Genomic DNA, 26,009 nt, shown 5'->3' with positions numbered 1-26,009 from the left:
TCGGATCTCAAGGAGCTACGAAGAATCTATTGCTGACAGCTCAGAAACTTCGTAATACAGCGCCTCCAATTTATCTGCATTCGCTTTCCATGAGTACTGTTTGGAGCAGATCTCTCGACCCTTCTCTGTGTCGAACACAGTGTTATAAAGGCTATCTATGATAGATTCGGCTAGTGCATCCGAATCATCGATAGCAACCAATTGTCCAGCATTGTTTGCAATTATCTCGTCAGAGACACCAACGACGTCCGTCGTCACGACAGGCGTTCCACAGGCTAGTGCTTCTAGTATGACCAACCCAAACCCCTCTTGATCAGTCGATTTTGAGGGTAACACAAACAGGTCAGCGCCAGAATATAGCGAGACGAGATCCTCTTCAGGGACACGCCCCAGAAACTCCACATGGTCGTCAATGTCGAGTTTCCTGGCCTGCTGTTTGTACTGTGAGTGTAAGTCACCACCGCCGCCGACGAGCAACTTTGGGACCACGTCCTCGATCTCATCCAAGCGTGCGAGCGACTCCAGTAGTACGTCTAGGCCTTTGTATCCATGATGGCCGTCGAGCACACTCAAAAAGAATAAGTTCGGCCGATCCAAAGAAAACCCAAGTTGTTCTCGCTCTGTAGATTCGAGTTCAACCGGATGGAAATGTTCCACGTCGACTCCGTTTTGAACGACACGTACCTTCTCAGCATATGGCTCAAGATGTTTTGAGTCCTCTAGATAATCTGCCTGTGTTACGATGATTCGGTCCGCGGTTCTGAGCAATAGTCGGAGCATCGTCCGGTTGTACGCGGTCGCAATGTAGTCGGCAAGGCCATCACCGATGATATCGTTGTGATACGTGACGACGATAGGGGTGTCGGTGATTACACCCACGAGAGCGCTTATATCGGCACTCCAAGGTGTGGGGATATGTGTGTGGATTACATCGGCCTTCCGAGCTTCCTTGATTAGCACTTTCGGTAAGGCAGGTGTGATATTGGTATTAGCTATCTGTCCGATACTTGCCAGGCGTCGTACGGTGATCCCATCAACAATCTCTCGTTTGTCCGTCTCAGGCTTAGATTTGGCACAAACGACTGTGACGTTGTGTCCAGACGCTACGTGCTTCTTTGAAAGATCATGGACATAGGACTCTACTCCGCCGATATATGGATAAAACCGTACTGGTGTCTGTAGAATCTCCATCACGTTAGCCCAACACTATCAGGATAATAAGCAGTTCGACAGAAGTTTGTACTATTACCACTGCTGACGAGATATATCCCACAATTAGAGTATGTGAACAAGATGTTTTCATACTCTCGCGGGTCATCAATGAACCGATATAGGCTGCCTTGTCCAATTTAATCATCGGTGGTGAAGTTTTCGGAGCGTATACTCAACTTGCCTCTTTGCAAGGTAAGATTGCTCACGTAGGGAGGTGGCACAACCTCACGGTACATCATCGAATCGATAGTGTTGTTCCCAGTCCCGAAGCCGGAAGGTGGAAAGAAAGACATCAAATAACGAAATCCTAAGTGCTACAAACTGAACGGCACTCTTGAAACGCTGCGTTCAAGATGCCGCCCCGTGACGATACGGCTACCTTACGATGGATGTCGCTTTTATCAGTAATGTGGTATTTCCCTATGTGAAAGGCGGCGCTGAGAAACGCATCCACGAAATCGGCACCCGTCTCGCCGACGAGGGCCACGACGTCACGATCTACGGCCGACATTTCTGGGACGGACCGGCAGAGACCACACACGAGGGAATGACCCTCCGTGCAGTCGCCCCTGAAGCAGAGCTCTACGAAGACGACCGCCGGTCCATCACGGAGGCCATTGACTTTGCGGCTCGCGCACTCCCTCCGCTCCGTCGCCGTCTCAGCGACGATGAACACGACCTTGTGATCGCTAGTGTCTTCCCGTATTTTCCAGTCCTCTCCACGAAGCTTGCTAGTCTCGGGACTAGCACGCCAGTCGTCACGACCTGGCACGAAGTCTGGGGCGACTACTGGGAGGAGTACCTCGGATCGCTCGCTCCCGGTGGCAAAATCATCGAACAACTCACTGCCAAGACGCCCCAGCATCCGATCGCTGTTTCAGGCATCACTGCGGACAACCTCGCTGCGATCGGCCCGAGCCGCGAGCACATCGAAGTCGTGCCAAACGGGCTCGATACCGAGCAGGTCCAGACGGCCCCCCGCCCCGACACCGGCTACGACATCGTCTTCGCGGGTCGACTGATCGAGCACAAGAACGTTGACATTCTGCTAGAGGCTTTCGATGCAGTCGCCGACAGGCATGACGTCACGCTGGGGATCATCGGTGACGGCCCGGAGCGTGACCGGCTGGATACCAAACGCGAATCACTGGAACACGCCGACCGCGTTTCGATGTTAGGCTTTCTCGAAGAGTACGAGGATGTTCTCGGCCATATGCGGGCCGCAGACATATTCGCGTCTCCCTCAACGAGAGAGGGATTCGGCATTACCTTCGTTGAGGCGATGGCCGCCGACTGCACCGTGATTGCTGCTGACCACCCAGATTCGGCAGCGGACGAAGTCATCGATGGTGCGGGCTTCCTCGTTGATCCTACTGTTGACTCCCTCACAGAGACACTCGACGATGTTTTAGGTGGTGACCGCCCAGCGACGGATCCCGTCGAACGTGCGCAGCAATACGACTGGGATGCGGTTGCAGACCAGGCCGAAACCGTCTATCAGCGAGCTCTTGACGGGTCATGGTAACATGAACTCTAGCGGAAACGGAACTGCGCTTTGGCTCCCCTCTGCGGTTTAATATCGAAGCCGACCCACACACCTCGTAACGAGTGAAACATCGTCATGGGTCCCCGCCCTTCGCTGAGCTCTCAATGGCTTGGATGACAACCTCTGGATCCCGAAGCAGTCGATGTTCCAGGTAGCTCCCTTCACCCTGTCCACCCCCTGTGTGATTCGATTCAGTCACCCCGAGAAACGACTGTTCTTTCAGCAGCCGGTACACGCGATCCTCGGAGAGTGGATCCGCTCCAGCCTGCTCAGCGACCTTTAAATAAAGCGTATAGATCTGATGAGTTCGAAAAGCTTCCTGAGCTGGGTTGTCGACGGTAAGTAGCGCCAGCGCTCGGAGGATGTATTTCACATGCGGCGTCGTCCCACGCACGAGTTTCTCGAAGCGGTTCACCTCTGCTTGCTGGACGGCGTCATCGACGTGCGAGACTGTGACTGTCTCCGTCCCCTGTTTCTCAGCGAGACGGCCAGCTTCGTATAGCGTATCGATCGCTTTCCGTGCATCCCCGTGTTCTTTGGCTGAGAGAGCCGCCACCTTCGGGATCACATCGGGCTCCAACACGTCTGGTTCGAAGGCATCCGTCCGGTTGTCTAGAATTGCCCGTAATTGGCCGGCATCATACGGGTCAAAGACGAGTTCGTTCTCCTGCAGACTTGAGTCGATGCGTTCGCTCAAGCGCTCGCGATATTCGATCTTGTTACTGATGCAGATGGCGCCGACGTGTGTCTCTGCTTTCCCGCTCTCGCGAGCCCGAGAGAGGCTGCGTAACAGTTCATCATCGTCTAACTTGTCGATTTCATCGAGAATGACGACCAGTGAGTTAATGTTGTACTCCTCAAGTAGGTCCCAGGTGATGTCACGGTAGTCGGTGGCTCCGATCCCGACACGCGGGACGTCGATATCTGCGTCGAGGCTCGCCACTAGTTTGCGTGCCATCTCCCGGCTTGCCTTTGCGTCGGTCTGATAATCGGAGCAGTCGACGTACGCCTGCTGAAACGAGATATCGTTTGCCTGTGCCTCGAAGTGAGCCTCACGAGACACACACCTCGCAACGAGTGACTTTCCGGTTCCGGTCTTGCCGTATATGATCGTACTCTCCGGTGGGCCGCCGACCGTTGCTGGACCGAGTGCTTGCCCGATAGCGCTGACTTCGTCGTCCCGCCCAACGACTCGCTCCAGATCGGGGACGTGGCCGACGCGTACCAGTTCCCTGTTAGCAAATATTCCGCCGGTTTTGAAGATATTATCATCTTCATCTGAGTCTGACATTATTTACTCTATCAAATCCGTCCCTGTATGATAAGTGCAGCGACCAAGCAACGAGTGAAGTTTAGTAAAACCCGTCTAAAACCATTTTAGTAGCTTTTCACATAAATTTATATATGTCTGAGTGGGGTGTCACACACCCTCTACCGAGTGTAATCGCCTACTGCCCACACTAGGCTACTTGAAGTCACGCGCGGGAAGGCATGCAGTCCACGATGGACTATATCTAGATCGGAGTCCCTTACCCTCATTTCACCACTGGCGCAGCGTCTACTTACAGTAAACGCCGAACGACTGGCCGAGAATACACAGCTTACGTTCGGTTCATGATCCGCTCATGACGAGTATCTCTCTGTCAACGACGATCAGCGGTCAGTACACTCGGTACTTGGTGCGTGCCTGCGAGATCCATTTGTGGACTATTATAAAACGCAGTCGGGTTGCATATTCGATGCAACCCGCAACTTCGCGGCTTTTGTCTCAGTCCGCTTTTCGTCCCGAAACCCGCTTACTTGCCGCTCATCAGAGACGCTGTGGAGATCCGATCTTTCACTCGGTGTGGGGTGTGTCTGAGACGAGAATCTATCGGACAGACAATGACAACCAGCCAGTACACTCGGTATCAGGTGTGTCCGGGACAAGCTTTCCGCCAGTCAGGCAGGACCAGCACACCTGTACCAACGGCAGATCAACCCCAAAGCACCACCCACGGCAGCAGCCGCGTAGTCCATATGAGAGCTCACGAGGGAAGCGATACGACAGTCCGGACACGAGCGATTCGAGCGCGGTACGACGTCATTCACCACCGGGCGGTGACAGGTGCACTCTTCCCTCGGTGGATGCAAGGTTACCTACACGAGCTCGCCATGCTGGGAATCACCAGTTGGGTTGAGTAGGATACAGACGACGTTGGAGGACGGTACTACGAGTACGCTCTTGCTGCGAATCCACTCCCTGTATCGAGACAATCAGCAAAACGGTAGGCCACATGGGTATCTTCAAGGAAGTACAACAGCGTCTTGATCGGAGTCACTGAGCTGTCCTCGATACGAGGTCGTCCAACTGCTACAAAAGACACTGGACATGTGGTAGCAGGAACAGGCTTCTGGTCGCCATGTGTCATACGGACCGTTATCGCTTTTCGAGCCAGTATGTGATTGCAACGTACTGCTCCGGTTGTCCCTATAGTAACAATTGAAACGATGTACACAGATCACACTGCCATCGTGCGATCAGGTGTACATTGATTTGCAATGGCTACTATAGCTGTTCATAACCCACGGCTGACTCGTACACGGAGACGCTTGACGCCTTATTGATTAGGTGTTAGTAAGTGGAAAGAGTAACACTAACCATGCACCAGCGGTGGTCAGACTTCGCACCAGAACTCGAATCCGGTGAATCGGACCGCGTCAACGACGTTATTGACGATATTAGCGATATGAGTCTCAGCGAGCGGAGCGAACTCTTCAACAGCTGCTTCGACGAGGTAGTCCAACTGTATGAGGCGGCCGACGATGGATACGTCCGGCAGTCAGTTGTCCGCGTCGCAGACCAGCTTGTACCTGGACTTCCGATCGTAGCGGCACTCGACAATGACGACCGATCTATCGCTATCGACGAAGCAACTTTCCAAGACCAGACAGATGCACTGTGTGGCTTTCTACTAGAGGCGCTCACGGACGACGATGGCCGTGTTAGACAAGCGGCCAAGCGTGGCTTGAAAGACGTGTTTCGAACCTACGACGCGCTTGACGATGAGGAGACACTGGAAGCGCTTGTCATCGAACTTGACGATATGGCAGGGGAAACGTCGGGGACGCAGGCGAAGCACCTCCGTGAAGCGAAAGAAGACGCCAAATTCTCGCTTCAGTCGGGCGTCGCGCGTCTCGTCGAGGGATTCGAAGAGGAGTTCGGCGGTTCGATTCAGAAGGACACGTAACTCCTCAGTTCAATTCCTGTGCCCAGAGACACACTTGACACCCAGTTAGACGCTCAGATGTCTACAAAGATAGCTGCTGAAGCATAGCCCTGCCTCACGAAGTTGAGAACTGAACTAACTCCGAATCGGGTGTGTGTCTCAACGGTCAATGGATATCCCTGGTGCTATCGAGCTAGTTCCAGCCATCAGATCGGGTATATTTGCTACCAGAACACTCCGGAAATCTGGTGTTCGAACCTGCGCTTGTTGACCATCACGACTGTACTGAGCAAGTCCCCCGACCTCAACCAGCCAGGGCTTTCTGTCTCTCTGCGGCCGTCGTTCGAAATCTAAACACCATCCTCAGTACGGCGAGACGCGAACAGGCGTCCGAGCAAATTCACCGGCATTGCGCGTGACGACTGGTTCATCACGGCCAACAGCAATCCCCGCGATCATTGCCTCGACAGCACCAATCTGTTCCCCGGAGCGAGCAAGATCACGTTGAACGTCCACGGCACGACACGCAGCTTCGCTATCGTATGGCACTAACGGACTGTCGTCGAGAATCTCATCGAACTGTTGGCCAGTCGTTGTCGTTGGGTCGATACCGATCCCGACGTCGGTATAGACTAGGGTTGGACAACAAGTAGTTCATCGGAGATCTCATCGAGTTTTGCAACTGCTCCGGCGTCCTCAGCGAGTAAATCAGTCAAAAAGCATACATCGAGAATCACTGTTCAATCTGGCTCTCATCGTTGATGCGTCTATCGACATCATCACGGAATGAGCGGGATTTCTCTTGAATCTGCGCTACTTCGTCATCTTCTGCCAACCCGACCAATCCATACAGTGAATGTTCCTCTTCGGTAAGGATACGATCAATAACGTCGCTAAAGCTCTCACCTTCGCCTTTCTTACGACGCAACCGCTCGTATGTTTCCTCTTTGAGACTGATTGTTTTACTCGGCATCTGTGTCTGACTTTCTGTGTATCTATTTATTTGGGCGACTGTGTACTGTCGTGGAGTTGGCTGAGGGACCTGATATCCTGCAACAAGGTTGTGATTGCAGTACTACGCTACGTCGAGTGTCCCGGGTTCAGATACCAATACAGAGGACATTCGAGACACTCGACGAGACGGCGACTGGGTAGGAGAGCGATAGAGTACCGCTTCCCACGAGGCCCGTATGAATCAATTGGAAAGCACTCGACACGGTGGGGAATCACTACAGCGGGCGCACTGGCTGTTCGTTAATAGAATGCCATGTGACACGCAGACTTCCCTCCCACACAAGGTATTTCCTCCCACATCAACGTAGCACTACTACCGAGTCAGAGAATGGTCCTCCCAATCGAACATTTCATCATCGCCCTCCTTCCCGTCGCAGTATACGCCCTTCTCCGCGATCGACAGCTCCCAACGCTTCACTTACTGGCAGTGACGTTCTTCGGCAGCCAGTTCCCGGATCTCATCGATAAGCCACTGGCGTACGAACTCCATTTGATTCCCTCTGGACGGGTATTTATGCACTCGCTTCCGTTCGCGATTCCGCTCTCGATTGCCGTCGTCGCGTACGCGGTCCGAACGGATCGGACTAGACTTGGGGCGGCGTTTGCGTTCGCCCATCTCTCACATCTGGTGGCTGATAACCGACAGCTCCTTCGCCCGGACCCGTACGTGTCGTCGGACTTGCTCTGGCCGCTCCAGCGGCCCGTTATGCGCCCGGCAGTCCCGCAGTGGGTCGGCGAGGGTGCAGTGAATCTCCACCTCTGGACCGGGTTTTCGGTGCTCGTTCTCGCACTGGCGGCGTACATTCTGGTGGTGGACTTACAGACCCAACTCGACTCCAGATTGTTGTGAGGGGCATCATCAGTCGGAGCCATGACGTTTTAGACCGACGGGCGAACGACGGTATTGTATGCAACGATTGGTCCTCGCCGTCTGCTTCGTTGCCCTCTTCGCTGGTTGTGGCACATTCGTGGGTGATAGTCCGCCGCCGAGCGACGAACGAGCCGTCGCGGCCGTCGAGGAGGCGAACAGCACTGTCGCCGCCGTCGAAGCGTACCGATTCGGAATGGATATGCACGTAACTGCGTCGGATGGTGAGCAGTCACGGACCGTGAGAGTCGACGGTGAGGGTGCGGTGAACGTCTCGGAAAAACGGATGCAGGCGACGACACGGATGCAAGACCAGACGGTCGAGTCCTTCGTCGATGGGTACAAAGCGTACCAGGGCTGTCAGGAACCCTGGGACGGCTACGGCGTCGAGAACGTTTCGCGCTCCGAGCCGTGGGCAACCGCGACACCGCTCCATCGGCAAGTACTGCTCTTCGAACGCTCGAACGTCTACTGGCGGGGCAACGAGACGCTCGACGGCAACCGGACTGTCCTCGTCACGGCGTCCCCGAGCGCCGAGACCATCGAGTCACTGATGAATCGCCGACAGGCTGGCGACATGGCGCTCAACCGCGGCTCGCTTGAGAACGCGACGGCGCGACTCTGGCTCGACCCGGAAACAAACAGGCCAGTAAAATCGGAACTCCGACTACAAATCTCACAGCGAGGCGCGACCGCAACCGCGACAATTACGCTCAGGTACACTGACTTCGACGAACCGACCAAAATCTCGGTACCACCGGAGGTGTACGACGACCCCTACGAACTCGGCTGTCCCGGTGCCAGCTGACCCACTCGTCAGCAACAGAGAGAAACCGCTGAACGGTGGGCGAGAAACTCGCTCAGTCCGTCCAGTCCTCGTACAGCCCGCGGCCGACGACACCGAGGCCGACGAGCGTTATGAGGTTGAGGAGGAGGCCACCGACGACCGGAATTGCGAACGGGACGGCCAGTAACAGTCCGCCAGCGACGCCATCTGTTGCGCTCACGGTCCCGTCATCGCCGATAACCGAGTTCCCGACCCAGACGGCAGTAATGCCGGTACCGATGATACCCAGGATGCCGATGAGAAGCAGCCCGGGGATCGAGATCAGAGCGCCGATAACCGTCAGCGCGAGTATCACCAGCCCGATGGGGAGGAAAATGCCGACGAGAACTCCCCAGCCGATTGCGCCGCCGAGGTCGTCCTGAATCTCCCGCACGGCGTTAGTCGTATACTTCGGGCCGATAGCGGCGGCTGCAGCACCTAATACTGCAAGAATGACGAACCCGACACCGAATCGGAGAACGACTTCGAGCGCCGGGCTAAGACTCCCACCCGAGGCTGTAGGCTGTGCTGTTGCGACCCCGGAGAGTCCGAGTACGGCGAGTAGACTCCCGAGACTACTAACGGCTTGCTTGGAGGGCATAGTAGCGTCTTCTCGGTTTCATCTGCGGTTGTAAACCTCTTCTGTATGTTCGCGATCTGTCATCGCAGCTGGCGATACAACCGCTCCTGCTGTGTTTCGTCCGTCTGTCGGCTGTTTCCCCGGGTACTGACCGGCCGGTTCCGCGGCCAGTACTCGACCCCCGGTCTGAGTGCCAACAAGCCTGAAACGATGGATGGCCGCACCGTCGGCGCTACTCTGTGAGGTCGACGACGTCGGCGTCGGCGAGGTCCACCAATCGGTCCGGTTCGACCGCAAACACCGCGCTCGGCGTGCCGGCGGCAGCGTGAACAACGTCGTAGTGGGTCAGTGTCGGGTCGACCGTGGTCGGGAGGGCCGTATCGTGACAGATCGGGGGGACGCCGCCGATGCTCCAGCCGACGACGCTCCGAATGTCGCCCGGGTCGGCCATCGACGCGGTTTCTGCACCGTAGTGGTTCGCGACCGCGTCAAGGTCAAGACGGTTCGCACCGCTCGTGATTGCGGCGACGAGGTCACCGTCGCGATTGCTGCCTGCAAGTGCGACGACGATGGTCGATGCGATGGCGGCCGTCTCGCAGCCGATGGCCTCGGCGGCCGCTGCGGCTGTTTCCGTTCCCGACTCGAATTCCGAGACATCGAGGTCAACCCCGTATCGGTCACGGGCCCGGTCCGCAAATTCCGAAGCGCGTTCGTGCATACCTCTTCTGTACACCTCTCTCTGTAAAAACGGGGACGAAGACGAACAGGACGATAGCTCAATCGTATCGGTCGAAACGTCGCCTGCCGTCCTAACGTAGCACGATTCCTCCCAGAATCAACCGCCCCACAGATACCCCTGCAAGAACGGTTCGTGCTGTTCCCGCATCTCTCATGCTGTGAGGACGAGCTACTCGATCCGGTGCTTTCGGGCGACTCGGACAAGATCGAGTACACCTCGTACGAAGTCGTCGCCCAGAATGATGACTAATCCGACGGTGAAGTCACGACCGGACCGGAACCCCGCGGCAAACCCGTCTCAGTCAAGCATCCCGATCTGATCCGCGGTAAAGCCGAACACGTCCTCGTAGCCGTAGGCTGAGAGCAACACCGGGTGGAAGGCCTCCTCCGCGACGACAGTTTCGTCGTCGGCTGCTGCCACAGGGTCACCCTCTGGCACCGGCTCGAAGTTCCGGACGAACACCTCGTACTGTTCTGCTGCTGCCTTCGGAATCGGCTCGCCAAGCTGGAACACTGGGAGTGAGGTCTCCCGTTGTTGAGGTGACTCCGCGGTGACTCCAGTGGCAGCGAGGAACTCCCGGATGACCTGCTCCGCGTTCTCGGCGGCTTCCGCGGAGCCCTGATAGCCACATTCGACTTCGACGACTGAGTCTACCGTCGCGAACAATCGTCCCTCGTTTGCGCCTTTCGTCTGAACGACGGCGTCCACGGAGAGGGCGCTACAGAGTGCCTCCATTTCCGGTGTGAGGTCGTCGACGAGGGCGAACATTCCGTCGTAGGACTGTGTGGAGTGCAGCGAAAGCACGGTGCAATCGTGGAGTTCTGCGGCGAGAGCCGCGGCCAGCCGTGTCTCGTGGGACTCGCTGTCAGCGTCGCCTGGGAACGATCGGTTGAGGTCCGTATCGAGATATCGCTTGTTTGCGTCGAGGGCGGCCTCGTTCGCGATGATGAACTTGACCGGTCGCTCGACCTCCGGTGGGTCGGCAAGGACGGCTTCGATGCCGTCCCGACCGCACGGTTCGTCGCCGTGGATGCTTCCCACGACGGCCACCTCCGGAACCCCGTCTCCCAGTTGCTCGATTCGCATCTGTCCGTGCTAACGCTTCCAGCCTTTAGAATTATCCGGATTCGGTCAATGTTCGAGCGACTCAGCGAACTCGATGTCCTCCGGGCGACACGTCGGATACTCGCCGTCGAGACGGATCTGCCAGCCCTGGAGCGCTGACGGGTCCGACAGCGCATTCGTCACCGTCGTCCGCACATCTAGCAGGTCGACGCCGTAGTAGTCGTTGGGGACGCCACGGAAGTACTGCAGCGATGTGCGAAACAGCGATCGCATCCCGTCGTCGTCCTCGAAGTCGAAGTGCTTGTACGCGCCGGCGGCGACCTGCACCATCCCGTGGAGGAACTTGCTCTCCGTGTTCCCGCGGCCGTAGTTGTACCATTCGTCTTCGAAACAGTCGTGTGATTCGTGGAACTCCCCGGAGTTGTACAGACGGACGCCGTGGACGACGGCCCGCCTGAGCGTCTCGTGTTCCCATTGACCGTCGGTTCGCCAGCCCGAAGGGTTCCCGTCGGGGGCCTCGACGGTCGGGTCGCGCGTGTGGTCGTCCATGCCTACGCTACTTGTTCACGGTGGGTCAAACCACCGGTTCTATCGGCGACAGTCGCCATTGGAACGCAATGCCCACCTGATCGCGCGGCGGCAGTGCGGCCAGTACGCAAACGCTTTCAATTACTGACATACTGTCCCACCGGCCTTGAGTCGCTTCCGTACGACATTTATACCGTACCGCCATGTGTACCGAATGCACTACGCGTGCGAGGGTAGCCAAGCCAGGAAACGGCGGCGGACTCAAGATCCGCTCCCGTAGGGGTCCAAGGGTTCAAATCCCTTCCCTCGCATCGTATAGGGGCCGCACAACGCGGCGCCGAAGGATGCACACGGAAGGGTTTGAACGAGAGAAGGCGGTTGCCCGTCTCCGCGTAGTTCAAATCCCTTCCCTCGCACTGTTGGACCGACGCGGTCCCTCGCAAACAGTGAGCGGCCCTCGTCACGGTCGCGAGTACGCCATCGACCCCGATGGTGTCTCGCTGTGAAGACGACGGCCGACCGGTGCCGGAAGACTCGCACGGAGCGATCTTCCCTCGCAATTCTCCGAACCGATGTGCTAGAGACGTGTCTCAGCGATGTGGCACCCTGTGACACCAGCCCGATGAAGCTGGCTCTCCCGTGAATTGCCCCAGATCAGTTCAGTAAGTACCGCTCTAAACGCGGACTACAGTTACTGAGACATTATTTAGACTCTTTTAGCATCGGTTAGTTACCATCTTATTTGTGAATATATATCAAAAACTAATAAATACAGGAAAACAATCAATTATACCTCAGTTCATGTACTATCTCGGCCCAGAAGGCTTCTAAAGGCCTCAGAATAGTATCACTGCACAAGAAATATACCACAGGCTTCAGTAATGTTTCAGTAATGGTAAAAACACCAATAATAACGCCGGCTGTCATCTTCGTCATGGCAGTCGCGTTGGTACTCGCTGGTCCGTTATCAGTGACGACCACTGTTGGGGCAACCCCCGTCGCTGAGAGCCAGTCGCTCTCGGTGACCGAAAACGTCGACGTGTGGGACCGGTCCCCGCTCACGCTCCGAACGACGTCAGAAGGGCCGACCACGATAGTGGCACCGCGGACGTTCCTCAACGTCGAATCAGCTGCGACTGGCGACTTGCCGCTCAACAAGCGGACGATGACGATCCACGAGCGCAACGAGTCAATAAACATGTCCTTCGAACCCAGAATCGGTGCCGGAACGAGGGCACTCGCCGGCGACGAGGCGCAACTGCTGGCTGTCAAGTTGGATGAAGCACCGACTACGGCAGGGGCAAACGCCAGTAACATCTCCCGCGCTTCCCTCGAAGATGTCTTCGCAAATAACTCGGACACTACGTCATCGGAGCTACTCGATGACGCGGAAGACGTCGGCACGATAGACGAGGATGGCGAACTGCAGGCGTCCTACACCCCTGAATCGGGCGGCGCATACGGCTTCGTTCTGGTGACTGTCGACGAGGGCGATGAAGGGCTATCGGTATCGGACGGTAACGTCTCCGTCAACGGGAACGTGACCGTCGTCGGTGTCGAACAGGCCGTGGTGCAGGACAACGCCTCGAACGTCGAGCGGACCCAGAACCCAGTCAACCCCGGCGACAACGTCACGCTGGCTGTCGACACTGAGATGGAAGACGAAAACGCCACCCACGCGGTCCTGCTGGTCCGACAGGGCGTACTCCAGCGGCAGTCGAGCACGGTGACTGTGTCGGGCGAACTGAACGAGAGCTTCTCGGCTGACCAGATCACCGTCGAGAATTCTTTCGATAACATCAGCGGTGTTGGGACGGTTGAGAGCAACACTGGACTGGGGAGTTTCACCCTCTCCGAGAACCAGTCGATACCTGCAATCGGGTTGCAGGGGCTGTTCGGCACGGTGGTTTCCGAGGCCGAATCGGACGCTAGCGGGGACGTTATCCATGCCTCTGCAACGATTGTCAGCGGTGACGCTGACGCCAACGTGACGGTCCAGACCCTGGATTCTTGGCCAAACGGTGCGTATCAGTACGTCCACGTCGCAGTCGGTAACGAAACCGGGACCCTCAACTCGGATACCGGCACGGTGGCAGTGAGTCCGGGCGGCGGCCCTGATAACGGTGGTGGCCCGGGCAACGGTGGCGGTCCCCCGGACAACGCTGGCGGACCGAGTGATGCTGGGGACGACGACGAAGAGGACGGAGAGTAACTGATCGGGCGGCCTTTACTGGTGGTGTCCACCGAACACAGCACCTCTTTGTGCGCCGACGTGTGCGGATTCTACTCGATGACACGGCCGACTGTTGGCCGATTGCTGTTAAACCCGGATCCGCTGTCGAGCATTTACTATAAGGAATCCATCAACTCGGGAACCTGTCATGAATGCGAATAGGTAATTTACCGAGACACGACTCACGATTCGCGCTGTAAATCCCCGGACAGCAGGTACGTGTTTTGTAACCGTCATATGACACTGTGTAGCGTCGAATGTCACTGCATAAGAATTATACCGCACCCCTCCGAAAAAATTCAGTAATGTATAAAACAACAAACGGAAAACGCACTGTAATTTGTGCGATCACAGTGCTGCTGGTGTTAGTCGCCCCCCTGTCGGTAACGTCGGCGGCGGCAACGCCAGTCGATGAAGGGCAAACGACAGCGGTGACGGAAAACGTGGATGTCTGGGAACGGTCGCTGCTCCCGCTTCGGACGTCCTCCACCGGCCCAACGGCGATAGCAGCCCCGGAGACGTACATCAACATCGAGTCTGCCCAGACAGGTGACGTCCCTCTCAACAGGGAGGAGTACACGATTCACGAGACGGGCGAATCAGTAGACCTTCGGTTCGAATCAACGACCGGGGCCGGAACGACGGGACTTGCTGGTGACGAGGCGCAACTGCTCGCTGTCAGACTCTCCGAAAACCCATCTTCGGCCGGGTTTAGTGAGGGAAGCGTCAGAACCGATCTGGCCAGTATCTTTACGAACGACTCCAACGCCAACTCGGTCGAACTGCTAGACGACGGAGACGGTGTCGGTTCGATAGATGACAACGGTGCGCTCGAAACCTCGTACACGCCTGACTCGGGCGGTGCCTACGGCTTCGTCCTGGTCACTGTCGATGACGGACAGGGCATGTCCGTTTCGGACAACAATGTCTCGGTCGATGGGAACGTGACCGTCGTCGGCGTCGAACAGACGCTGGTTCAGGAAAGCCCGTCGACGGTCGATACGACCTCTGACGATATCACCGCTGGCGATAACGTCTCGCTCGATATCGAGACCGAACTGGAGGACGACTCTGTCACGCACGCTGTGTTGCTACTCGACGAGGACGAACTCCAACAGCGGACGAGCACCGTCCGTGTGACCGGCGAAATCGATGAGAATTTCTCGGAAGACCAGGTCACGGTCGAGAACTCCTTCGACGGCGTCAACGGCGTCTCGTCGGCCGACGATGACGCTACCCTCACCGGTGAGGACTCGACGGCAGCAGGAGCGATGCCGTCAGCGGGACTGATCGGGCTGTTCGGGTTCGTTCTCTCCGAAGCATCGCCGGATTCGACCGGTGACGACGTGATGCACGCCTCGGCGACGACGGTATCCGATACCTCTGATACCACTGTCGATGTCGAAACACTCGACTCCTGGCCAAACGGGACGTACACGTACGTTCACGTCGCTGTTGGCGAAGACTCAAACGATATCAACTCCGCGACCGGGACAGTCACGCTATCACAGTCGAATGAAACCGATTCCGGCGACGATGATGACGATAGCGACGACGGGAGTGATGGCAACAACGGCGGCGGCGACGACGGGAGTGATGGCAACAACGGTGACGGCGACAACGACAACAACGACAACGACGACAACAATAACGGGAGCGATGACAGCGATAGCGGAGATAGCGATGACGATAGTGGGAACGACGACTCCGATACCGAGGGGACTGAAGAAGACACTGAGGACGAAGCTACGACCGACACCGACGACACTGAGACAGTCGAGACTGAAGACGGAGAGGTGCCAACGGAAGCAGCCACGACCGCAGGTGGTGGGGCACAGCAACCTGATGAGACAGACACAACCGGAACGGAGGGCTCGGTCGAGACCACGAGTTCGAGCGGCCCCGGTTTCACCGTCCTCGTCGCGGTGCTAGCATTGCTAGGCGCTGGATTCTTGGCACGTCGGGACTGAGGAACTTCCACAGTTTACGCGGCATTTGTCTATTCTCTGACGAATCTCTTTCTCTGACGGATTTCTCTCCTGTTGTGTACTAGCCGGAGCTAGCTTTCCTGCATAACTGAGTTATCCCCTCCTAGCGGCTGCGGATACAATATTGCTGAAAGGGGTAATTTTATGTCATTTTACATATAACATTGCTATGTAAGGTACATACAATGGGGGACTACGCAAAGCCATCCCGTGCGGCGAAAATCAAGTGCATCAAGTGTAACTCACCGGTCGTGCTCACCGTCGACGAAGAGTATATCTGTGTCAGCTGCGGCGAAGCACCGATCGAATCGGCGACCCCAGTTTGAGACAGGCGTTTCAGCTTCACTCCGCGATCTCCAGAGGCGGGAACGGTAGCTTTGATATCTGACGGGTAGTTCGAAATCCGCCGCTTGAGACCCACTGCTTCAGTAGCAACGACCGTTGGCCGCGAACGCTTTACCGTTGTGGTATTTCGGCTGAGACCTGCTCGTATCTCCAGTACACCGTCACGAGGCTGTAGCTGATGGCCAGTCCGAAGACGATCACAGGGACGGCAAGCGAGAGTAGACTGTCGGGCGAATGCGCCGCAAACGACGGCGTTCTATCGGGGGTTGCCGACAACAGCGGCCAGAACAGGTTCGGAAAGAAGTAGTAGTCCGTCCCGAGCCGCACAATCGGATAGAAGTCGCCGGCGATGTGTGAGAGGTAGCCGGCGGAAAACACCACTGCGTGCCGTCCGTAGCTCTGGCGTGCAGCCAGCAGTACAAGGATGGTGAGGACGGGTAGCGAGACGACCAGCGAATGGGCAAGCATACGCCCGCTCGGAAGAATAGCGACCGTCCACGCGAGCGGCTTGTCGATTACGTCCGGGAGTTGCGTCGCAACAAGCAAGAGCAGTACCATCGGCCCAGACGGGAGTCGACGCCACTGAGCCACCATGTATGCCGTCAGCGGGACGGCTGCGAGGAGGAAGTGGCCTGCGGGGTACACGATGAAACCAATGATCCAGGCAAGGAAAAGCTGTTTGCCGGGTTAGATCTCAAAAGAATGGGCAGTAAGTCGGTCCCTGTTTTACCTGGGGGAGCGCTGCTCGCTACGAGAACCTGGGTCAGCCGGTTACGTTCACCCAGAGGTGGACTTCCCGGTACGCAGTCGATTGGTCCACGGTCTCAGGTGGTGACCCGCGGTACAGCAGGTACTGGAGCCGAAGCCCCTCCCCAGTCATCTCGGGCGTCACTTCGTGCTGGCGGTGCCAGGTCTCGTTGTGGCCCAGGGTCGGCTGGAAGCGCCGAAGTTCCGACCGTTCCCGGACCTGGGTTTCGTTGCCGACGCGCTCGACGCGTTGTAACTCGGCGACTACGGTGTACTCTGTCCGTTCGTGTTCCTGATTCCCGATACCGACGATCAACGAGCGACCTTCGCCCTGCTGAAACTCCGTCGGATAGCCGTCAGCGACGAGTTCCCCGTCTTCGTCTTCGGTCAGCAGGTAGAACTCGCTGAACCGCTCGCCGTCCTTTGGTACCGTGACCGCGTAGCCGACGCTGGCGGCCGCAAGCAGGATGCTCAGGACCAACAGCACGTTCAGGACCGCGTCCGTCCGTGAGGCCGGCGAGAACAACTCCGCACGTCCGGCACTGAGCCACGCACGATACGGGACACGAAACCGTTCGTCAGCGGGTACCGCCCAGCGTCGAACAGCCGCGACAGCGGTCAACACGAGCGTCAGCCCGCTGAGCGACACGAGAATCGGAAGCAGGCGGATACCCCACGGCGTGAAATTCAATACCAGGCCGACCAAGGGAACGAGGGCGATACTGAGTCCGAACGAGAGTGCGACCCGTTCGATACCGTCGATTCCGTCGGCTCGTGGATCCGAAACGGTCTCGTCGTCGGCCGTGGGGCCGCTCCCGGCCTCCGGAAACAGCGCTGCGATGAACGCATAGCCGGGAATGAAGAGGACAAACACGAGCCCGGCGACGATGCGGACCGGCGTGTCGGAGATGACCGGCAGCAGGGCAGCCAGATTCGTCAGAATCACCACGCCGATAACGCCTGCCAGATCGGCCGGGAGGTGGCGGAGTTGACGTGGCAAGAGTAGTTTCCACGTCTGGGTTTCAGCCATTGGCAATGAGTCATGTCGGCACGGTAAAAAAATAGCTGATTGCGTCCCTCTCTGCCACGGTACGTGACTGCGACCGACTCCGGTGAGTCAACCGAACGCATTTTATCAAACCAGCGGAATAACTCGGTGTGTTCCGGAGCCAGTCGTGGGCCGTGTTCGTCACCCTGACAATACTTGGACTTACAGCGGGTGCTGGTGGGGTGGCAGCGATGGGGACCGACGATGGGGGTCCGGCTCTGAACCGGCAGGTGGAGACGCCGACGGACGACAACGAGACGCAACAGGAAAACCCGGATTCGGTGTCGGACGGCGAGTACGGCGATGAAACGGCCGCCTGGTTGGCTCGGACGATGGGGGGGCGGCTGGAGAACAGCAGTATTGCGCTGTCGAACGACCAGTACGACCAGGCTCGGTCGGTCCTCGGCGACGACTACGACAAGCGTCTGGAGCAGTACGTCGACGTTGCCGGTGACACGTCCTCGGATACGGACGACACCGCTGCAAGGGAGTTCGAGGCCGCGAGCGAGAACCAGCGGAATCTCACGAACGAGGTACAGCGGTACCGCCAGCAATATACGGCGTATCAGGCGGCACGCGAGCGCGGTAACGAAAGCAAGGCCCGCATCACTGCGCGTGCGATGGAGCGAACGGCGTCGAACATCAGCGATAGGAGCCGAGAACTGAACCGGAACTTCGAACGGATAGAGAACACCACGTCTGTCGACCTCTCTTCGGGACAGACCGAGATCAATGAGACGACAGAGAACATTACGACGACGCAGGCGGTTATCCGCGAAGAGACACTCGTTGGGACGACGCTCACAGTTCAGGCGATAGACTCGACTGCATCGTTCAGCGATCCCGGAACGGTCTCCGGCCAGATACGGACTGAGAACGGCTCGGTCATCGCAGACGAGGTGGTCGAACTCAGGATCGGGAACCGGACACAAACTGTTCGAACTGATGCCAGCGGTGTGTTCGAATCCCAGTACCGGCCACGCTCAGCCAGACTCGGGTCGCAGTCCGTCCCGGTCAAGTACGTCCCGGATACCGACTCAGTGTACCTGTCCGACGACACCACGTTCACGATTGACGTGAAACAGGTGACGCCGAACGCGACGAGCGACATCGCACCGGGGACGGTAGGGTACGGCGACCGATTCGACGCCACGGCGTCCGTGACAGTCGAGTCGAGAGGTGTCGACGGAGTACCGGTCGAGTTCACCGTTGGTGATACTGTCGTTGCACGAACGACGACCGGACCGAACGGAACGGCGACAGCATCGACCCGAGCCCCAGCGTCGGTAAACGACGGTGAGCGTGTAGTTGTCGCTCGGGTTCCGTACGAAAACCGAGCGATTGCGGGCGTCCAGTCGGAGACCCCTGTTGTCGTCGTCGAGACTCAGACGACCCTCTCCGTGAGTGCGTCACGCACGGATGATGGGGCCCTTGCCAGGGGGCAACTCCAGACCGTTGCCGGGGACCCTGTCGCGGGTCGCCCGGTACGCCTGCAGGTCGGTGCTGGCGGCACCCAACTCGTCGAGACGAACCGGAACGGGTCGTTCCAGACCGTCCTCGAATATCCGCAGAACAACGAGACAGTTACCGTTACCGCTACGTACGACGAACCGAGTTCGAACCTCGGTAACGCGACCGCAACGACAACGCTGGCCGCAGGAGCCGGCGGCGGAAACCCACCGGTCGGCTCCGATTCGGACAGGGATCTGCTTATCGATACCCTGGTAGCGATACTGTTCGGCTCTGACGAGAACCCGGAAGTAGCCTTTGGGAACGGGATCATCGGATACAGCTGGCTGCCCGTCCTGGGCGGCGGGGTAGCGCTTGCAGTTGTCGTCGGGGCTTGGTTTATCGTGTCGCGGCGCCGCCAATCCCAGGATGTGAACGCGACTTCCTCAGTGGAGGCAACTGAGGTATCGATGAGTGGACCCGACCAGGCGACGACGCCATCGAACGCGACGAGTCCGACGTTTGCGGACCGCGTCGATACGTATCTGGATGGCGGGGACTACGACGCCGCAGCGATGGTAGCGTACACTGTAGTCCACGATGAGCTAGCGGTGAAAAACGGTATTGACGAGGGGGCGACACACTGGGAACTCCTCCAGCAGAGCCAGGAACACGGCGTTCCCGAGGAACGCATGGCGGATATCGAAACGGTGGTCGAAGCCTTCGAGACGGCGGCGTTCGCACCGACATCGGTTGATCCGTCACGCGCGGAGGCGGCCGTCGAACGCGCCCGCAAGATCAAGTCGAACGGGGACCAGTGACCGCCAATCGTCATGGACACTCCAGGTGTGTCTAGAGCCCGGCAGCAATCCCGGATTTTCGACAGGGCTAGCGGTAGACCGAGAGACTGTCAGGGCTCCCGAGTCGGCCGTCGAAATGCGGTAACTATCTTACACCCACCCGCTGTAGGACCCGCCAATGAGTGACGGCCGGAAGGGGCGATTGCTGCTCATCGTGGCTGTGCTGGCCGTGGCAGTCGCGGCCCGGTTGACGACGCTCCACTGGACGCCGCTGCCCTCAACGCTAGACGGGTTCGGCTACGTCGCTCTGGCCAGGGACACGCTCGAAACGGGGACGTTTCCGCTCAGACGCTTCCGCGCTGACAACATCGTGTTTACCGCTGTTCTGACCGTCGTCGGCGCACTCACCGGCGAGCGGCCACTGTACATCGCACAGCTGGTCGTCGCGGTCACCGGTGCAGCGTCCTGCCTGACGGCGATGGCGCTGGTCAAACGACTCGCACAGTCGAGTCGGTGGCGTCACTCGCGGACGACGCTGGCGATGGGCGTGGTCGGGATGGGGCTCGCGGTGGAAGGCATCTATCTCCGGCGGACCGGACAAACGGACGAGGAAGCGCTGGCGTTTCTCTTGCTGCCGCTGTTTGCGATTGCCGTCCATCGGTTGCTCACGACGGAGCGATACAGGCGTCGATGGGGCGCAGTTGTGGTCGTCCTGTTCGCTGCCTTCCCGCTCCTGCATACGTTCAGCTCGCTCATCGCTGCGCTGGTACTGACGGGGGTGCTAGCCGCCCATCTCGCCAGGATTCCGTCGCGTCGTGACGCCGTCACTGCGCTCGTCGCCGTCGCGGGCTTCTGGGTGTACATGTGGGGGTACTACCGGATTGCAGAACGCTCGCTTCTGGAGGTCCCGTACGTCGACCGTGTCAGTGCGTATCCGGGGCTGTTCCTGGCCTGGGTCGTCGTTCTGGTGGCGACACTGGTCTGGTTCCAGCGGACGAGCGCTCGCCTGCAGCGGGTGACCATCGGCGGCGCGGTCGGTCTCTGGTTCCTGACGCTGGGTGCGAACGCGGTACAGACCGTGTTTCCCGGGACACAGACCACGCCGGCCGGCCTCTTGGTGCTCGTCGCGGCTTTCGCTGTCCCGGTTGTGTTTGCAGTCGTCGGCCTCCCACTTGCGAGCCGCGACCGCCGGCTGACCGGGCCGGTCGTGCTGGCGTTGCTGCTGGCGCCGATTGTCATCGTGTACTTCTCGCTGACCGCCTCGCTGACGCCGGAGTACTACGGGACCGCGCTCCGCGGCCAGACGTTCGTTCACTTGCCCGTGTTCGTCCTCGCCGGCATCGGCGTCGCGTCGGTCGCCTACCGGGGGTCGCCGGACGGCGGGCTTGGAACGCCGAAGACTCACAGCCACCGACTCGCAACAGTCCTGACGGTCGTCGTCGTGGTTGCCGCAGTTGCGACGATGCCTATCGCCTTCGTCAATCTCGACACGCTCGCGTTCCCGACCGGGGCGACCGAATCGCAGTTCGCGGCCGCGACGTTTACCGCGGACCACGTCGACGAGCAGTGGGCGTCCGACCACCCGTTCAGCCGTATCGTCGATCTGTACTATCCGAGCGCGTCCAACGGAACGTACCAGCCGACCGCCCGGTGGCTCGGTGGTGGGACGGAACCCAACTGCCCGACGCTGTCGCGGGCGTCGTGGGGGACGACAGGGGCGCACCTGTTCCCGGCAGCGAGCGAGGAGACCACGCCCGCGGCGCTGGCGGAGTGGCGCTACGAGAACGACGTGGTCTATGACACGCGCGGCCTCGACTCCGTGTACCTCGTTCGGCCCGGCGGGAACCGAACGAGTTGTTGACGAGTTCTGAACGGACCCGGTTCGACGGTCTCTCCCATCCTCACCTCTCCCGGGTATGTAACCGTGGCATACAATACGGGGCCGGCAGAAAGGCCGACAATGACTGACCCCGTCCTCGTCGGCTCGGAGTTGTGTGTCACACGACGGGGCACCAGGATTCTCGACGGCGTCTCACTCTCGGTCGGGTCCGATGCGGCGATGCTCGTTCAGGGCCCTAGCGGGGCCGGCAAGTCGACGCTGTTCAACGTCCTCGGATTGCTAGAATCACCGTCTAGCGGTCGACTGGAGATCGACGGTCGGGACGCGAGTACCCTGTCCGAACGCCAGCGCGCGAGCCTGCGGCGGACGACGCTCGGGTTCGTCTTTCAGGACTTCCAGCTCATCGGCGATCTGACCGCTCGCGAGAACGCGTCGCTCCCGCAGGAACACGCGGGCGACCGCGACCCAGACTGGCTGGACACGCTGTTCGACCGCCTCGGTATCGCCGGGCTCGAACACCAGTACCCTGCGACGCTGAGCGGGGGCGAGAAACAGCGCGTCGCCATCGCACGGGCGCTCGCGAACCGCCCCGAGGTGATCCTCGCCGACGAGCCGACCGGGCAGCTAGATCCGGACACGGCCGAGTCGGTGCTGAACCTTCTGTTCAGCATGAAGGAATCGACGGAAACCGCGCTCGTCGTCATCAGCCACGACCCCCAACTGGCCCAGCGGTTCGACGAGCGGCTGTTCATCCGCGGCGGCACGCTCGTCTCCGATGCCGCCTCGACGCCGGACGCGAGCCCGTCCACGGAGACGAACTAACGAACCGATGGGATACAGAAACGCCCTCCTGTTTCGCTGGTCCAGACGGGACCGGCTCACCGTCGTCGTCGTCGCCGTGACGGCCGCGTTTCTCATCGGTACGGTCTTGCTGTTGTTCACCGCAGTCACGTACTCGGAAACGTTCGCAGAGCCGCTCGCGAACTCCGGGACGGTCACCTACCACGACGCGGAAAACGGCCCGCCCGAAACCGGTGGGGACGTCACCGTGCTCCCGACAGCGACGGCGACCACAAACGGGACTGATGTTCGGCTCGTTGGCATCCCGCCCGATACGCCCAGGGTGCTCATCGAGGGGTCGGCCCAGTGGCAGGAGGGACGATTACCGACGATTCCCGACGGCGTTGACGGCCGGGGACCGGTCTCACAGCAGCGGACCCGGACGGTGAGCGGGTCGGACGGGACCGTCTCGCTTACCGTTGTCCCACAGGAGCGGGGGACGACGTTCCTCTCCAATCAGTGGTACGCGACGAACGCCTCGACCGCCCAGCAGGTCGGCGTCACCGGCTACTTCGTCATCGACCACAGTCCGAGCGGGACCGGGCTGGGAAGCCTCCCAAGCGAAGGGGCACCGCTGGTCAGCGCGCTCCTGTACGTCCTCGGCGGCTTAGAGCAGGTACTCTGGGCGCTGGGCATCGCGGCGGCCGCCGGTGGCTTGTTGGTCCTCATCGTCGTCTACAACGTCACGCGGATGAGCGTCCGTGACCGACTCGACGCGATACGGGTCATCCGCTCGACCGGCGCACCGGGGTGGCGCGTGGGACTCCTGTTTACACTTCGGGCCGGCCTCCTCGTGACGACCGGCGTGGTGCTGGGCTACGCCGTCGGACTGATCCTCATCAAGGCGCTGGTCAACGTCGCGATCTACGTCGGTCTCCCCATCGCACTCGACGTTACCGTCACGGGCCAGAGCGCGACCGTCGTCGGTGGCGTCGCCGGTGTGTTCGTTCTGATGGGCCTCGCTGCCGGCGCGCTCGCGGCCTACCCCGCGGCGACCCGCCCACCAGCCGCGCTCGGGAGCCGTCACGCCCGGTCCGGCCAGTCCGAGCAGTCGACGCTTGGGAGGATCCGAAACTGGGTCGCGCCGACGTTCCTGTCGTGGCGCTCGGTCGTGCCGACGGCGGCGACGCTGACCGTCTTCGGCATCACGTTCCTGCTGGTCGTCTCCCTGGCCGGTCTCGCGTCTCCGCTTGGGGGTGGGGGAGGGGGCTCCGGGACCATCACCGAAGCCGGTGCGCCCCATCCGCTGAACAGTCGCCTCGACGCTGAGTACGCCGCAGCCCTGCGGGCCGACGGGACGCCAGCCAGCCCGGAAATCATCTACGCCCAGGTGTCGGACGGCCAGCCGTACATGGCCCACGGAGCGGAGTACGACGCGTTCGCGAACGTCACCGGGGCCACGTTGGTCGACGGAAAGCGACCGCAGCGGTACGACGAGGCCGTCATCGGGAGCGACCTCGCGCGGACGCTCGATGTCGAGGTCGGTGACGAACTGACTGTCAGTGGGAGCGTCAAGCCCGGGGTTCGACGGGTCACTATCGTCGGGCGGTACGACGCCCCCAGAACGCTCGATGACCTGCTCATTCTGCCGCTCGACTCCGCGGCCGACTTGGCGACCGGACCAGGGGAGGTCCACATGATCCGCGTGAAAGGGTCCGTTTCGGAGATTGACGGCGCCGACGGCGTCGCCGCCAACCGGTCCGGTGCTGTCGTGACGGGGTTATCGGGTCCGAAACGCGTCACGAAAGGTGACACAGTCAACCTCACTGTCGCCGTGCGAAACGTCGGTACCGAGCGGGCTGACCGGGAGGTCACAGTCCGATATCGGGGCGAGCAGCAAACCACGACGGTCGCCGTCCCGCCGGGACAGGAGCGGACCGAGTCCGTCTCCTTTACCGCGACAGAACTGGGGACTGCAAACGCCACTGCCGGGGAGTACACCCATTCCGTGACCGTCGTCTCGCCGAACGCTATCGAGATTCCGAGCCAGCTGCCGTCACAGGCCCCGCCCGGATCGGGTCTCTCAGTTCCTGTCGTCACCAAAACGGGGGACCGCGTTTCGAACGCCACCGTCACGGTGAACGGGCCGTCGCTCAGAACTGGATCGAGTGGTGTCGCCGTCGTTCCCCTGCCACGCGAGCCGGGGAACTACACGATAACAGCTCGTTCGGGCGACCAGACGGCGACACACGACATCCAGATCGTCCGTGGTACCGAGCGGGAACTGTACGGGGAGTTGTCGATATCGCCGTCTTCGGGCTCGGTCCTGACGACGCCAACCCTCAGGATCGGGCTCGCAAACCCCTGGCAGGAGCCGATCACCCGCAATGTCGGTGTCATCGGCCCCGGTGTTTCCCGGAACCGGACCGTCTACATGCCGCCCGGAAACGTCACACAGACGCGGTTCTCCCCGGACGGCGGACGAAGTCAGCCTGGAACCTACACCTACCGAGTGACGGCCAACGGGACCACCCTCACCACGGCGGAGTACGAGGTGACCGGGGATCGTCGGCTGGCGTCTGCCGTGGCAAGTAGCGGGTCGTACGCGTCCGGAACGCCCATCGAACGCTCCGTCGAGGGCGTGTTCGGGAACGTCCAGCTGATCCTCGGCGTCCTCGTCGTCCTCTCGGCGCTGAGCACCGTCGGAAGTACCACGGCGACGTTCGCCCAGGGAGTCCACGCGCGTCGGCAGGCCATCGGCATCCATCGCTCGACCGGCGCGACGCAGTGGCGGGTCCTGCGGACGATTCTGGCCGACATCGCTCGTATCGCGATCCCAGCGACGGCGCTCGCTCTCGGCCTCTCGGTCGTCGCGTTACAGTTGCTGGAGCGGGCTGGCTGGCTCGTCTTCTTCGGCTTCCGCCTCTCCGCGCGGACGCCGCCAGCTATCCTCGCAGCGATATTCCTCGGCGGCGTTTCGCTCGCCCTGTTCGGTGCCCTCGTCGCAACGGTGCCGTATCTGACGGCGTCACCGGTCTCGTTGCTCCCGAGCGGCGACCGAACGCGAACGCCCGACGAGGAGTCGGTCGACGAGAGACAGCCTAGCGACGACTGAACTGCTAGGTTAGCCGTTCCCCCATGGCTCAGTCAGCGGCCGTCGGTCGGAACTTTGACTGTCTGCCGAGGAGAACG

At 59.7% G+C, this 26,009-nt stretch carries 19 protein-coding genes, 1 tRNA gene and 1 pseudogene; 11 read left to right on the top strand and 10 right to left on the bottom strand.

Annotated features, from left to right (window positions below; translation table 11 throughout):
* Positions 1 to 15 precede the first annotated feature (15 nt).
* Entirely contained in the window at positions 16 to 1,191 is a 1,176-nt protein-coding gene (locus ACNO8S_RS07860) for a glycosyltransferase family 4 protein (RefSeq protein WP_420182762.1), read from the bottom strand.
* 406 nt (positions 1,192 to 1,597) lie between these two features.
* Here ACNO8S_RS07860 and ACNO8S_RS07855 point away from each other — a divergent pair, with 406 nt between their 5' ends.
* Positions 1,598 to 2,737, top strand: a complete 1,140-nt coding sequence (locus tag ACNO8S_RS07855) for a glycosyltransferase family 4 protein (protein ID WP_420182761.1) — start codon at positions 1,598 to 1,600, stop codon at positions 2,735 to 2,737.
* Between the two features lie 94 nt (positions 2,738 to 2,831).
* Here the strand turns inward: ACNO8S_RS07855 and ACNO8S_RS07850 are convergent, their stop codons facing one another.
* A complete protein-coding gene (locus tag ACNO8S_RS07850; RefSeq protein WP_420182760.1) occupies positions 2,832 to 4,049 on the bottom strand; it encodes a Cdc6/Cdc18 family protein in 1,218 nt (405 codons plus the stop codon).
* A 1,351-nt stretch (positions 4,050 to 5,400) separates the two neighbouring features.
* On the opposite strand from ACNO8S_RS07850, the gene ACNO8S_RS07845 reads away from it, so the two are divergent.
* Positions 5,401 to 5,988: a hypothetical protein gene (locus tag ACNO8S_RS07845; protein ID WP_050007777.1), complete on the top strand. Its 588-nt coding sequence runs from the start codon at positions 5,401 to 5,403 to the stop codon at positions 5,986 to 5,988.
* A 712-nt stretch (positions 5,989 to 6,700) separates the two neighbouring features.
* Here ACNO8S_RS07845 and ACNO8S_RS07840 read toward each other — a convergent pair.
* A complete protein-coding gene (locus ACNO8S_RS07840) occupies positions 6,701 to 6,940 on the bottom strand; it encodes an antitoxin VapB family protein (RefSeq protein ID WP_420182759.1) in 240 nt (79 codons plus the stop codon).
* A gap of 369 nt (positions 6,941 to 7,309) precedes the next feature.
* Here ACNO8S_RS07840 and ACNO8S_RS07835 point away from each other — a divergent pair, with 369 nt between their 5' ends.
* Positions 7,310 to 7,831 (top strand): metal-dependent hydrolase, encoded by a 522-nt coding sequence (locus ACNO8S_RS07835; protein ID WP_420182758.1) that lies wholly within the window; start codon positions 7,310 to 7,312, stop codon positions 7,829 to 7,831.
* A 58-nt stretch (positions 7,832 to 7,889) separates the two neighbouring features.
* Entirely contained in the window at positions 7,890 to 8,657 is a 768-nt protein-coding gene (locus tag ACNO8S_RS07830; protein WP_420182757.1) for a hypothetical protein, read from the top strand.
* A gap of 52 nt (positions 8,658 to 8,709) precedes the next feature.
* On the opposite strand, the gene ACNO8S_RS07825 is transcribed toward ACNO8S_RS07830, so the two are convergent.
* The 5 genes and pseudogenes from ACNO8S_RS07825 to ACNO8S_RS07805 all read right to left on the bottom strand — a co-directional run bounded on the left by ACNO8S_RS07825 (position 8,710) and on the right by ACNO8S_RS07805 (position 11,608).
* Positions 8,710 to 9,276: a hypothetical protein gene (locus tag ACNO8S_RS07825; RefSeq protein ID WP_050038131.1), complete on the bottom strand. Its 567-nt coding sequence runs from the start codon at positions 9,274 to 9,276 to the stop codon at positions 8,710 to 8,712.
* A 211-nt stretch (positions 9,277 to 9,487) separates the two neighbouring features.
* On the bottom strand, positions 9,488 to 9,973 hold the full coding sequence (locus ACNO8S_RS07820; RefSeq protein WP_014040471.1) for a YbaK/EbsC family protein: 486 nt from the start codon (positions 9,971 to 9,973) through the stop codon (positions 9,488 to 9,490).
* A gap of 57 nt (positions 9,974 to 10,030) precedes the next feature.
* Positions 10,031 to 10,144: pseudogene (locus ACNO8S_RS07815) on the bottom strand (IS200/IS605 family transposase); the annotation flags it as partial.
* A gap of 147 nt (positions 10,145 to 10,291) precedes the next feature.
* Complete coding sequence (locus ACNO8S_RS07810; RefSeq protein WP_014040470.1) at positions 10,292 to 11,080, bottom strand: succinylglutamate desuccinylase/aspartoacylase domain-containing protein; 789 nt, start codon at positions 11,078 to 11,080, stop codon at positions 10,292 to 10,294.
* 45 nt (positions 11,081 to 11,125) lie between these two features.
* The gene (locus ACNO8S_RS07805; protein ID WP_014040469.1) at positions 11,126 to 11,608 is read right to left on the bottom strand and encodes a DUF309 domain-containing protein; all 483 of its coding nucleotides are present in this window, start codon (positions 11,606 to 11,608) and stop codon (positions 11,126 to 11,128) included.
* A gap of 206 nt (positions 11,609 to 11,814) precedes the next feature.
* On the opposite strand from ACNO8S_RS07805, the gene ACNO8S_RS07800 reads away from it, so the two are divergent.
* The 3 genes from ACNO8S_RS07800 to ACNO8S_RS07790 all read left to right on the top strand — a co-directional run bounded on the left by ACNO8S_RS07800 (position 11,815) and on the right by ACNO8S_RS07790 (position 15,790).
* Positions 11,815 to 11,898: transfer RNA gene (locus ACNO8S_RS07800), tRNA-Leu, on the top strand.
* Between the two features lie 623 nt (positions 11,899 to 12,521).
* Positions 12,522 to 13,799, top strand: coding sequence for a hypothetical protein (locus tag ACNO8S_RS07795; RefSeq protein WP_064288135.1), 1,278 nt, complete (start codon positions 12,522 to 12,524; stop codon positions 13,797 to 13,799).
* A gap of 326 nt (positions 13,800 to 14,125) precedes the next feature.
* On the top strand, positions 14,126 to 15,790 hold the full coding sequence (locus tag ACNO8S_RS07790; protein WP_420182756.1) for a PGF-CTERM sorting domain-containing protein: 1,665 nt from the start codon (positions 14,126 to 14,128) through the stop codon (positions 15,788 to 15,790).
* 474 nt (positions 15,791 to 16,264) lie between these two features.
* Here the strand turns inward: ACNO8S_RS07790 and ACNO8S_RS07785 are convergent, their stop codons facing one another.
* Complete coding sequence (locus ACNO8S_RS07785; RefSeq protein ID WP_252718706.1) at positions 16,265 to 16,747, bottom strand: metal-dependent hydrolase; 483 nt, start codon at positions 16,745 to 16,747, stop codon at positions 16,265 to 16,267.
* Positions 16,748 to 16,916: 169 nt separating this feature from the next.
* Positions 16,917 to 17,930, bottom strand: coding sequence for a DUF1616 domain-containing protein (locus ACNO8S_RS07780; protein ID WP_014040465.1), 1,014 nt, complete (start codon positions 17,928 to 17,930; stop codon positions 16,917 to 16,919).
* Positions 17,931 to 18,139: 209 nt separating this feature from the next.
* On the opposite strand from ACNO8S_RS07780, the gene ACNO8S_RS07775 reads away from it, so the two are divergent.
* From ACNO8S_RS07775 to ACNO8S_RS07760, 4 genes are all read left to right on the top strand, one after another.
* Positions 18,140 to 20,218, top strand: coding sequence for a hypothetical protein (locus ACNO8S_RS07775; RefSeq protein WP_420182786.1), 2,079 nt, complete (start codon positions 18,140 to 18,142; stop codon positions 20,216 to 20,218).
* Between the two features lie 157 nt (positions 20,219 to 20,375).
* Positions 20,376 to 22,058 carry a sodium:phosphate symporter gene (locus ACNO8S_RS07770; RefSeq protein WP_420182755.1) on the top strand — a complete coding sequence of 561 codons (1,683 nt, stop codon included), beginning with the start codon at positions 20,376 to 20,378 and terminating at the stop codon, positions 22,056 to 22,058.
* 99 nt (positions 22,059 to 22,157) lie between these two features.
* Complete coding sequence (locus ACNO8S_RS07765; protein WP_014040462.1) at positions 22,158 to 22,859, top strand: ABC transporter ATP-binding protein; 702 nt, start codon at positions 22,158 to 22,160, stop codon at positions 22,857 to 22,859.
* A 7-nt stretch (positions 22,860 to 22,866) separates the two neighbouring features.
* Complete coding sequence (locus ACNO8S_RS07760; protein ID WP_420182754.1) at positions 22,867 to 25,932, top strand: FtsX-like permease family protein; 3,066 nt, start codon at positions 22,867 to 22,869, stop codon at positions 25,930 to 25,932.
* The last annotated feature ends 77 nt before the right edge of the window (positions 25,933 to 26,009 follow it).

It is taken from the genome of Haloarcula sp. KBTZ06, assembly GCF_048595605.1.
GTDB classification, from domain to species: Archaea; Halobacteriota; Halobacteria; order Halobacteriales; family Haloarculaceae; genus Haloarcula; species Haloarcula hispanica.
The sequence above is the reverse complement of the archived record's forward strand: the minus strand, read 5'-3'. Positions and strand labels throughout refer to the sequence as shown.